General features: G+C 34.9%; 10 protein-coding genes and 1 pseudogene. 8 read left to right on the top strand and 3 right to left on the bottom strand.

The genetic code is table 11. The annotated features are described in order from the left end of the window. The first annotated feature begins 161 nt into the window (after nt 1-161). The 8 genes and pseudogenes from ADA55_RS11690 (at nt 162) to ADA55_RS30475 (ending at nt 8,688) form a co-directional block, all read left to right on the top strand. Nucleotides 162-1,256, top strand: coding sequence for a tyrosine-type recombinase/integrase (locus ADA55_RS11690; RefSeq protein ID WP_048683863.1), 1,095 nt, complete (start codon nt 162-164; stop codon nt 1,254-1,256). 18 nt (nt 1,257-1,274) lie between these two features. After that, nucleotides 1,275-3,293: a tyrosine-type recombinase/integrase gene (locus ADA55_RS11685; RefSeq protein WP_048683853.1), complete on the top strand. Its 2,019-nt coding sequence runs from the start codon at nt 1,275-1,277 to the stop codon at nt 3,291-3,293. A 6-nt stretch (nt 3,294-3,299) separates the two neighbouring features. Next, entirely contained in the window at nt 3,300-3,683 is a 384-nt protein-coding gene (locus ADA55_RS11680; RefSeq protein WP_048683850.1) for a DUF6262 family protein, read from the top strand. 65 nt (nt 3,684-3,748) lie between these two features. Next, nucleotides 3,749-4,522 carry a GNAT family N-acetyltransferase gene (locus ADA55_RS11675; RefSeq protein ID WP_065421144.1) on the top strand — a complete coding sequence of 258 codons (774 nt, stop codon included), beginning with the start codon at nt 3,749-3,751 and terminating at the stop codon, nt 4,520-4,522. A 145-nt stretch (nt 4,523-4,667) separates the two neighbouring features. Then, a complete protein-coding gene (locus tag ADA55_RS11670) occupies nt 4,668-5,126 on the top strand; it encodes a VOC family protein (RefSeq protein ID WP_048683846.1) in 459 nt (152 codons plus the stop codon). Between the two features lie 226 nt (nt 5,127-5,352). Beyond that, nucleotides 5,353-6,986: pseudogene (locus tag ADA55_RS11665) on the top strand (spore germination protein). Between the two features lie 362 nt (nt 6,987-7,348). Further along, entirely contained in the window at nt 7,349-7,477 is a 129-nt protein-coding gene (locus tag ADA55_RS30990; RefSeq protein WP_264371002.1) for a hypothetical protein, read from the top strand. A 920-nt stretch (nt 7,478-8,397) separates the two neighbouring features. Then, nucleotides 8,398-8,688, top strand: coding sequence for an anti-repressor SinI family protein (locus ADA55_RS30475; RefSeq protein ID WP_048683842.1), 291 nt, complete (start codon nt 8,398-8,400; stop codon nt 8,686-8,688). 229 nt (nt 8,689-8,917) lie between these two features. Here ADA55_RS30475 and ADA55_RS11655 read toward each other — a convergent pair whose 3' ends face one another. The 3 genes from ADA55_RS11655 to ADA55_RS11645 all read right to left on the bottom strand — a co-directional run bounded on the left by ADA55_RS11655 (nt 8,918) and on the right by ADA55_RS11645 (nt 10,743). Further along, entirely contained in the window at nt 8,918-9,130 is a 213-nt protein-coding gene (locus tag ADA55_RS11655) for a hypothetical protein (RefSeq protein WP_048683839.1), read from the bottom strand. Between the two features lie 146 nt (nt 9,131-9,276). After that, nucleotides 9,277-9,945, bottom strand: coding sequence for a DUF421 domain-containing protein (locus ADA55_RS11650; protein WP_048683837.1), 669 nt, complete (start codon nt 9,943-9,945; stop codon nt 9,277-9,279). 222 nt (nt 9,946-10,167) lie between these two features. Next, complete coding sequence (locus ADA55_RS11645) at nt 10,168-10,743, bottom strand: YitT family protein (protein ID WP_082162846.1); 576 nt, start codon at nt 10,741-10,743, stop codon at nt 10,168-10,170. Nucleotides 10,744-10,809: the final 66 nt, after the last annotated feature.

Genomic DNA, 10,809 nt, shown 5'->3' with positions numbered 1-10,809 from the left:
TTTTATTTATACCACAAAAATACACCGTATTAATAGTAATCATAAATAAGTGTATATAGGGGAATTTCTACGGTGTTTAATCATTATATATATCCAGTGGATATAGTTACCAAAGTAGACAATGATTATCATAATTGATACTATGTGGATTGGTGATGCATATGAAAGTACATGAAATAACAATTAATAAAATTGAGGGTGAAGGGAACCGTTACATATTAGTTGACGGTGGAGGAGAGCCAGTCATTCCAGTAATTAAATACTTGAAGTATATGGATAACATAGGAAGATCAGTTAATACTTTACGATCTTATTGTTATCACTTGAAACTATATTTTGAGTATTTAGTGGAAAATGAATTATCCTACGAGTCCATTTCCATTGAAGATGTAGCTAAATTCATAGGTTGGCTAAGAACTTCTCATAAGTCAGAAAAAATCACTACGATAAGGCCAATTAACTCGGTTCGTTCTGAGAGAACAATCAACACTATATTAACCTGTGTAATGTCCTTCTATGATTTTTTAGACCGGCTGAACATGTATGAGAATGGATTAAAGGAAGCTAGCACAAAAAAGATTTCCTCACGCAATAGAAACTACAAACCATTTTTGCATCATATATCAAAAAATAGATTAATAGACAAAAATATATTAAAGATTAAAGAAACAAAAAGGCAGATAAAGACATTAACACAAGGACAAGTACAAACTATAAATGACAATTGTACTAACGTAAGAGATGAATTATTAATACGAATATTATATGAGGGTGGCTTACGTATAGGGGAAGCGATTGGGCTTGAAATCGAAGATTTTAATATTATAAAAAACACTATTAGAGTTAAAAAGTCAAAGACGGCTGCTGGTGAAAATAGAATCGTTTTTGTAAGCGAAGAAACGATGAATCTATTCCAAGACTACCTAATTGATTACCATGCAAATGAAGTAGACTCTAACCATGTATTCATAAAATTACAAGGTCCTAACAAAGGATACCCACTAAGCCGGAACACCATAGAATCGATGATTAAAAGAATCAGGAAAAAGACGGGAATAGATTTTACCCCTCATATGTTAAGACATACTTTTGCATCGGAACTACATGCGAAAGGTGTAGAAATTTCCGTCATACAAAAGCTATTAGGTCATGCACAGGTCCAGACCACCATTAATACATATGTACATATAAATGAAGATCAACTTCGCGAAAGTTACACTCAAGCAATAAAGAACAGAAACACCAAGAAAGAATAACAGTGAGAGAAGGATTTTATGCATATAGATACTTTTCGATTAGCTAAACAAGTCAGTTACATGATAGAAAATCTAACTGGTTATTGGGCCGAAGATGTATGGAATATAGAACAATGTCCTATCAAGTATTCAGGCCAGATGAAATTTAAGGCGAGAAATATGAATTTTGCAAAAATCAGCAATCCTAACATTCGGAACGAAGTAAAGTTTTATTTTTCAGTAAGACTACAAAATAAAACCTATCGCCATACATCTCTTTGGGACGGATATTATCCTGCCGTTAAAGCATTGGCTAAGTTTATATCTCTAAAATACCCCAATTCAATTTCGATTATCGATATCAACAAGGATAAATTTCTTTTAGAATACCGCACATTTTTAGCTTCGCGAAATTTGCCCATAGTTACTCACGGAAAAAACGCAATTGGTAATAAAGAATACATAAAAGCTTCAATATATATCAATCTCTATAATCAAATATACGAGTTTTTTTCAGATTATTATGATAATAGAACTGAAATTGAAAAAGACCGATGGGATGTCCGCAAATTACCCATTGATTTTAACCAGACTAGAGGTGAGTACACTATTTCTTTCGAAACGGTTGTCACACCGTTTCGAAAATGGGTTAAAAAATACCTGGAGCAACGAATGGTCATACAGCAAAACTTAAGTTTCGCTCGGTCAAGAAGTATACTCCCTCCCCTATCAGCATTTTTTAAATTTATCGCTGTAAGATATCCTGAATGGGATGACTTGAGTTTATTGTCACGTAATGACATCTTGTCTTTTATGGGGCATTTACGGACATTACCACTCAAAGGAAACAGCAAAAATACCATCGAAGAACAAATGAAAAACAGAATTAGAGTATATTTGTACGAAGTGCAAGCCTACGTATCTTATATCCAAAGGCTGGAATGGGATTTTGCACCCAAGAAGCCGATAAATCACTTGATTTTCCCGGAAGATTTTCCAAAGAAAGAACGGTTGAAAGCCGAAGATATCAAGTATATACCTGACGATGTCTGGGAACAGATTCTTGAAAACCTTTCTGAATTAAATGCTCATTATGTCCCAATTCTGTTAGTACTTGAAGCATCTGGGTTCCGTATATCCGACACCCTTTTATTGAAGAAAGACTGTCTAGAAAAGAAAAGTGACGGCTGGTGGTTAGTCGGAGATCAAAGAAAAGTGAACTATACTAATCATAAAATCCCCATCACTGATGATATAGCAGATGTAATACATGCTCAGGTCAAATTAATGGATACTGAATCATCAGATTCAAATCAAAGAGACCTCCTTTTTCCAAATATAGACGGGAGGAGAAAAAGTCTTCCGATTTCGGCAAAAGTGTTTAACGATAACTTGAACAAACTTACCCATCGTTGTCAGATTAGGGACAGTTCAGGAGAAATCTTTCATATAAAAAATCATGCCTTTAGACATAGATATGGAGTGAACATGATTAATAACGGGATGAACATCCTACACTTACAAAAGTTGATGGCTCATGCAAGCCCGGAAATGACATTAATTTATGCACAATTTCATGATAATACATTAAGGGACGAGTGGGAGAAAGCGCGATCTAAAGGGGCTGTGATGCTCTCTCCTAATGGCAACATTATTGAAGCAGATTTAGAAGGTCAGGCAAAAGAAAATGGCTTAGAACTTGAGTGGATACGACATAACATGGACTCTATTAGGTTGGATCATGGTTTTTGTATTAAGAGTCCAAAACTAACCTGTGACTTTTTGGAACAAACGTTGGAACCACCCTGCATAAAAAATAATTGTAGGAGTTTCCATGCGGACCATACATTCTTGAGTTACTACAAAGAGCAAATTTCAAAAATTGAATCTGATATTGAGCTTTACCAAAAATCGAATAGGCTCAGATCCATTGAATTGATACAGCCGAAGTTAAAACGTTATAAGGAAATTGCATCTTCGCTTGAGGCGGGCGATGGTATTTACGGTTTAAGCAAGGATCGTAGGGAGTATATGAAAAAAGAAAGAAATGAGGTTTAAACAACAATGGGCAATCAAAAGCCTGATGTATCTGGACTTATAAATAATGCGAAAGAAAAAAAGGAAAAAACACTAAAAAAAGTCGAACAGTCCATAAAACAAATGATCAAAACTCAACAAAAAATAAATTTCAATTCAGTATCAACACACGCTGGGGTTTCTAAAACCTACCTTTATAAAAGCCCAAATCTTAAAGAAAGGATTGAATATCTTCGTAGCCAACAGGAAGGTATATTGAGCATTAAACAAGTCAAAAGAAATGTATCAGAAGAATCTAAAGACGTGATAATTGCTAGTCTACGCAAGAGAGTAAAAGAATTAGAAAAAGAATGTCAGGAACTAAAAGATAAGGTTAAAATCAACTACGGCAAAATTTATAACAATATATAAACGCATCGGTACTGTTACTTGTACAACAAGTATGAGGAATAATCAAAAAAAGGGGGAACCAGTGTGTGAATAATGAATTTAAAAAGGCCATAAATTTACTGAAAAAAAAGGATAAAGAAACTTATCCAACATTTGCTTACTCTGTATTAGATAATTATATTCCTGGACAGGTTTATATGGATGAATTGAAGAAAACAGTTTTAATTGGAACTGATTCAGGTATTTTTGTTGTTGGTGGAGACGAAATGAACAATGGTCTTGACAGCGTATTTTTAGAAATTTATAGAAGCAGAAAAAATGATAAAAAGCGATTCACTTTGTTTTCTCCATCCAAAGAATGGAATCAAGTTATAAATAAGTTGTTTGGAAAAGACTTAAGACAAATGCATAGATATTCTTTTCATTTTAATAAGGATACATATTCAACAATAAATAAAGTAAAAGTTCCTAAAGATTTTATAGTAAAGAGAATAGATGAAAAAATAATTACTGAAAGTCTGGAATTTAATGAATCTTATTATAATGAATATTGGGGTTCAGTATCAAAATTTCTTGAGAATGGTTTTGGTTATTGTTTGCTACATAATGATACCGTTGTAAGTGAGTGTACAGCTATATTTAGTTCATCACAATTTGCTGAAATTGATATTGCAACTCAAAATAAGTATAGAAAAATGGGCTTAGCTCAAAATGTTGCAGAAATATTCATTGAACATTGTATTGAAAGAAATTTGAAACCCAACTGGGATTGTGATGTTAACAATTTTGCATCGATAAAGCTGGCTGAAAGATTAGGATTCGAAAATCCGATAGAATATTCATTATTCGTTAGAAGGTAAAAAGGACTTATTTCTCTAATGGGTGCGTTAGCTTAAGATCAGAGCTGTCTTTTAGGCAGCTTTTTCTTTATGCAACTATCGGGGCAGGATATTTGCATAAAGAAAAAGAAAGTAAAAGAGACTTATAATATAAGGAGCTATATCAATGATAAAAGGTTTATACGAAGCACATTTACCAGTAAGTAATTTAAATCGTTCAATTGTATTTTATGAAGGACTTGGTTTGCAATTTGATCACAAGGTTGATGACAGATTGGCTTTTCTATGGATTGAAAAAGATAAAAGTTGGTTGGGGTTATGGGAAACAGATAAAGTAGAAGTTGAGTATCATCCATCAATAAGACATATTGCTTTTCAAGTAACATTAGACGATTTAAAAAACTCTGTTGTTTGGCTTGAAAATAAAGGTTATAAGCCAAGAGAGGCCTTTGGGTTTGATCCTATTGAGCCTTTTGTAATGCCTCACGAAGAATATGCACATGCTAAAATTCATTTTAATGACCTAGACGGAAACAGTTTAGAATTAATTTGTAAACTAGAAAACCCGAAAAAAATTAAGCAACGTATGTATTTAAGTGAATGGGAACAAATAAACGAAATATAATTTGTATCTGAAATAATATTCACAAAATACTTCAACTAAAATTGCTTTACTTCAATAAGGAAGGTTGCTGAGGTAACCTTTTTCTTATGGCACTAACGGGGCAGGTTAGTTCCATAAGGATTACCTAAATATTAGATCTAATAGTAAAGTTGCGAATGGTGTTATCCATAAAAAAGTTTTTTTTGGACAGAATAAAAAGAAATAGGAATGAAAGAGGATCGGTATTATGGTTTCTTTTTTTAAACAAAAAGGACAAAAAAGCAAGAAGCAAAAGACAGACGAAAAAGATCAATCAATAAGTAAAATAACCCAAAATATTGACAGCTCTATAACAACCAATCTGGATATCGTGAAGCAAAAAACAGGAAGCAGCCCGGATATCATTATCCGAACGTTGAAAATCAGTCAAAATCCTCAAATTAAAACAACTATTTTGTATGTGCAGGGTCTGGTTGATAATCCAAGCGTTACAGACTTTTTAATTGAGTCCATCATGAAAAATCCTCATCTAAAAGAAAAGGTACTTCCACATGAAGCGCTGGAAGTGATCTCTAAAGATGTGGTTTCACTCGGCGGTGTAGAAACCGTCATGGACTGGGAAAAATTATTTTTGTCATTATTATCAGGTGATAGCATCATTTTTATTGATGGCATAAACATAGCCCTGGTTGCCAGTACAAAAGGGGGAGAAAGGCGTTCCGTTCAGGAACCAAGCACAAATTCGGTGGTCCGCGGGTCAAGAGAAGGATTTACGGAATCGAATGCAACAAACATAGCCCTGGTACGCCGCATCATTAACAGTCCGGATTTATGGATAGAGTCGATGAAAATAGGCACTGTGACAAATACGGATGTTTCCATTATGTATATAAATGGGATTGCAAAAAAAGGAATAGTCGAAGAGGTCAAAGAGCGCTTAAAAGGAATAAATATCGATAGTATTCTTGAATCAGGATATATTGAACAATTGATAGAAGATCAGGTCATGACCCCATTCCCTACCCTTGATCATACAGAAAGACCTGATAAGGTCGCTGGAGGTCTCCTTGAAGGAAGGGTAGCCATATTTGTTAACGGAACGCCTTTTGTCTTGTTGGTGCCTGCGTTATTTATTCAGTTCTTTCAATCTGTCGAGGACTACTATGCTCGCTTTGATATAGCCTCATCTATACGTTTTTTACGTATTTCTATTTTTTTATTTCGCTAATTGCCCCGGCTGCCTTTGTAGCAGCTACAACCTATCATCAGGAAATGGTTCCAACAGATCTGCTCATCATTCTTGCAGCGCAACGGGATCCCGTTCCTTTTCCGGCAGTTATCGAAGTATTCATTATGGAAATAACATTTGAAATCTTACGAGAAGCAAGCCTACGGATGCCCAAAGCCATTGGGGCGACTATGTCCATTGTTGGTGCTCTGGTGATTGGGCAGGCGGTAGTTCAGGCTGGACTTGTATCACCGGCAGCGGTCATCATCGTATCGATCACGGCCATTGCAAGTTTTGCGACCCCTGCCTATTCCATCGCAATTTCTGCTCGCTTGCTGCGGTTCGTATTTATCATTTGCGCAGGTACAATGGGTTTTTATGGTTTGATTTTAGCTTTGTTTGTCGTCGTAGTTCATTTATGTAGCCTACGTTCATTCGGAGTTCCTTATATGTCACCACTAGCTCCACTTAACCCGGAAGGACTAGGCGATACATTCTTCAGGAGACCAATGTGGGCGTATAAAGACAGACCCAAATTTTTAAGCTCCAATAATAATTTGAAAAGGGAAGGCGATAATCAAAGGCCACTGCCTCCTAAATCACGTGGAATGAAGACTTCTAACATGAAGAAGGGTGACGGCACTGAATCGTGACATGCTTTTACAAAACGGGTGAGTTAGCTGAAGATCAGAGCTGTCTTTAAAGCAGCCTTTTCTTATGTATGGAACCATCGGGGAAGGATAGTTTCACAAGCACAGTGTATTCGGACTGTGACTTGAATTTTTTCATTGTCTGAATAATAACAAATTAAAATAGGAATAATAAAAATTCTGCAATTTATTAGAAGTCTTATGTTTAATGAAAATTTTTCAATTTTATCAGCTGTTTATTGATATTATGAGAGGTGCTAAACCTGTTTTTAGTTAAAATAATTTCACTTTACATACTTATATTTCACTTTATTACTGCATCTATTTATATCTTTCGTTACTTTTCCCTTTAAGGGGAACTCGAGGTGATATTAATGTATGATACATGGGTTTATAAAAATTTCATCAATACAGGGTACTTCGTGATCGTAGTGATTGTCGTATGGATAGTACTATTCGTTCTCTTTATTAATTTTGTAACTAAAAAAGAATAATTCGTTATTTCATGGACTCCTATCTGCACAGTTTGTGTCTACTGTGTATTAACATAACATTAAAAAGGGATCATGTTTATCGCTCTGATAAATCCATGATCCTTTTGTACGTTGTATGGTGCAAATTAAAGAATAAAATCAAGCAATATTAAACATAAAATATACCACATATTAGGCTTCTCTAAGGCTTGATACAGGGCTTTGGAGTTCCCGGGAAAAAAAGCTTAACATTACTATGCCACCGAACTGGATTTACTATTCAAACAGTTGTCAGAACACACGAAAATCCCCGCAAGATTAGGCAATATCATTGGGGGGCTTCGTGAAAATAAAAAACTATGAGTGGACTATATCCTATGCCCATAGTGAAAAATGTGTTACTCACTATACACAAAAAAATAGGCCCCATACAGAATTAACTGCAGGAGGATGATGGATTCCATAAAGGACACTGTATCTATATATTCCCGGATAACAGAAAATATGTCCCTACTACAGAGAGTTAATGATTGGTTTTCTCTAAAAATACTAACCGGGTCCCTTGGGACGAACAGTTTAGGTGTATCAAAAAATATGCCACCGAACCCAATTTATTATTCAAAAGCTCCGCAAGATTAGGGGGCTTCGTTTCATACTTTTCCAATGCAAAAAAATGTGATGAGAAAATTCCAACAAATCTTCCGGTATTGTTTTTTGTTTTTCTATTTCCAGCATCTCCGTCAAAACCTCCCCTTTAGTGATCACCTTTATAAACCACAATTTTAGACTTTGATCGATGACTATCCTGGGACTAGTCATTCACCTAATTATTCTAATACTCTGACATCAACAGTTCCCAAATTATAAGATACCCTCAAAAGAACTAACTATTAAACGTAATGTTTTGAGGGTAAAGATAACAAAAGTGGAGGCGAATTGTCTTGGCTATAATAGATATTGACCAATTGCTTTTAGCTACTGAAGAAATTGGCGAAGAGTCAATTCCATTCCATCTCGATACATTTGACATTGATGAATTATTAGATAAAACGGATAACTGGGAAAAAAGCATCCCCTCAAAAAGGAGGATAAACATGACAACAAAAGAAAACAGATATCAAGATCTTCCTGAAGAATGGATTGAATTAGTAAAAAAAGCAATGAAATCAAATATAACTAAAGAGGAATTTAAGAAATTTTTAGAAGAAAAATTAAGAGTCAATAAAGACTAACTATTTTTAAATTCTCTCGAATAATCAGAACAGTTTTTATATGTGGCCCCAATATTAAAAAAAGGAGACTGCAACATTTGGAGAAGCGATATAAGATCTTTATAATGGCCTAATTGGTGCTATGGTCGATTGTTTTTAATTAACCATACTCATGTTTTGTATGGAAAGTTAGAAAAACGAAAACCCCCTATCCAAAAGGACAGGGGGTTTTCGGGGTAAATTAAGTGTTTTATTCAGATTTTTGGGCTGAAAATGCACTTTGCACTTGGCTTACTGCTGTTTGAGCTTGCGCAATCTCATTAAAAGCTTGTTTGATTGCTTCTTGAGCTAAAGTTGGGTCTGAAGATGATTTCTCAATTGCTTGAGTTAGTAAACTTTCTGTAAGGGTCACATTTGCTTTAGCTTGATTTAATTGGTTTACGTCAATTTGTTGTTGAGCCATTAGAATCTCCCCCTTTATAATGATTGAATTTATATCTTTACCTAGTTCAGTCTTTTTATAACCGGGAATATCCCCAAAAAAGTTTGTTTTATTTGACCAATTTTTTCTCTTCCTGTAGAAAATAGGATGTATATATATTACGCGTTTTAATTATCGGTACCGGTGTCAACGATTAAAGAATGATCTTTATCCGTTACGGCCGCATAAAAGATGTTATTGATTTCGTGAAATCCTTGGGTTAGAAATTCTTCCTGAAGCCATTTTTCATCCTTTTGGATTAACTTTAAATTTTTATGTTGGATTTTCCCTTCGACGACCATGGCAATCGGTAGTCCTTGATAGTCCGTTTCAATATTTAAGTGTCTAGGCGTTAAATTAACAACAGATTGGTTGGGCAATATACTAAGCTCTCCATTCGGTTCCAGAATCACATAATCGATATCCCGTATGTTCGGATATCCTGCAGCTCGAATGGTTGACAATAGCTCAACGAGAGAAAAGCGCGTTTTCCGTAAGTCTTTTTTGATTTTCCCATGTTTGATCAAAATGCTTGGATGGCCAATTAACAGTCGATTTAACCTTCGAAAAAGACTTAATTTAGAAAACAACAGATACATGAAGACAATGGTAATTATTCCTGCAATGGTCTGTCCAATTCCGTTGGCTTTGATAGGACTGACGGACAATGTTACAACAAACACAATGGCCGCAAGATCAGGCGGGGTCAACTGAGCCAGTACAGTCTTTCCCATACAGCGCATGGCCACTATAACTAGACCAAAAAGAAGAATTAATTTCCCAATAAAAGTGAACATTTTCCAACCTCTTTTTTATGCTATCTAATCATACTGCCACAAAACCATGAAAACATACTTAGCATGTTGGACAGTTTGTATAAAATTGAAGAAAATCATACCTTCAAGCCAAGTTATCAAGCGTTTTATGAAATTAGTTATTTATTAAAATAGGAAAATCAACCGGTCGAAGGTGTAATGCAATGAAATCATTCAATCTCTAGGTCTACATGGTTCCATTCCTTACCTATTCGATGGGCTATCCATTAAAGATGTAATCAATCCAATCATACAAATAGTTAAGCCAGAAAAAAGGAAAGCTTTTAACTCTAACATTTTAAACGCCGACGTTACAATTAGACCATCTATCATGAAAATAACGACCCCTATATTTACGGACATAGCTTTCGATATAAATTGAGCTAACAAGTCGGTTCCTCCGGTACTTGCTTCATATCGAAGCATGATTCCTACTCCGATTCCAATTAATCCTCCTCCTATTAACATACTTGGAAAAATAGAAAGGGAAAATTGGTTTCTTAGAGGGGCTAACCAATCAATGAACATAGACGCAACAATTAAACCGAGAAAGCTATTATAAAAGAATGTTCGTTCATGGATCCAGGCGAATATACACAGAGGGATGCTTAAAAGGAACATCGCTAAACCTGTTGGAAATTCAAAGTAATAATGAATGATGAGGGCAATGCCTGTAATCCCTCCATCTAATAAATGATGGGGAACTAAAAAGCCGTTTATTCCGATACTCAATAATAGACTTCCTATAATAATAGCCGTGATTTTCTGAAAAATATACATCACCTTTTATCATGTGTTTATGGCTAATATATGTACAAGCATATGATTTCAGAATGAGGCTAAGAT

The organism is Bacillus sp. 220_BSPC, assembly GCF_001054655.1.
Taxonomy (GTDB): domain Bacteria; phylum Bacillota; class Bacilli; order Bacillales; family DSM-1321; genus Peribacillus; species Peribacillus frigoritolerans.
The sequence above is the reverse complement of the archived record's forward strand: the minus strand, read 5'-3'. Positions and strand labels throughout refer to the sequence as shown.

What these genes read in the sequence shown, in the direction of transcription:
- ADA55_RS11685 (WP_048683853.1), top strand. Translation starts at nt 1,275, where the DNA reads ATGCATATAGATACTTTTCGATTAGCTAAACAAGTCAGTTACATGATA.
- ADA55_RS11655 (WP_048683839.1), bottom strand. Translation starts at nt 9,130, where the DNA reads ATGGCTCAACAACAAATTGACGTAAACCAATTAAATCAAGCTAAAGCA.
- ADA55_RS11670 (WP_048683846.1), top strand. Translation starts at nt 4,668, where the DNA reads ATGATAAAAGGTTTATACGAAGCACATTTACCAGTAAGTAATTTAAAT.
- ADA55_RS11680 (WP_048683850.1), top strand. Translation starts at nt 3,300, where the DNA reads ATGGGCAATCAAAAGCCTGATGTATCTGGACTTATAAATAATGCGAAA.
- ADA55_RS11650 (WP_048683837.1), bottom strand. Translation starts at nt 9,945, where the DNA reads ATGTTCACTTTTATTGGGAAATTAATTCTTCTTTTTGGTCTAGTTATA.
- ADA55_RS11690 (WP_048683863.1), top strand. Translation starts at nt 162, where the DNA reads ATGAAAGTACATGAAATAACAATTAATAAAATTGAGGGTGAAGGGAAC.
- ADA55_RS11645 (WP_082162846.1), bottom strand. Translation starts at nt 10,743, where the DNA reads ATGTATATTTTTCAGAAAATCACGGCTATTATTATAGGAAGTCTATTA.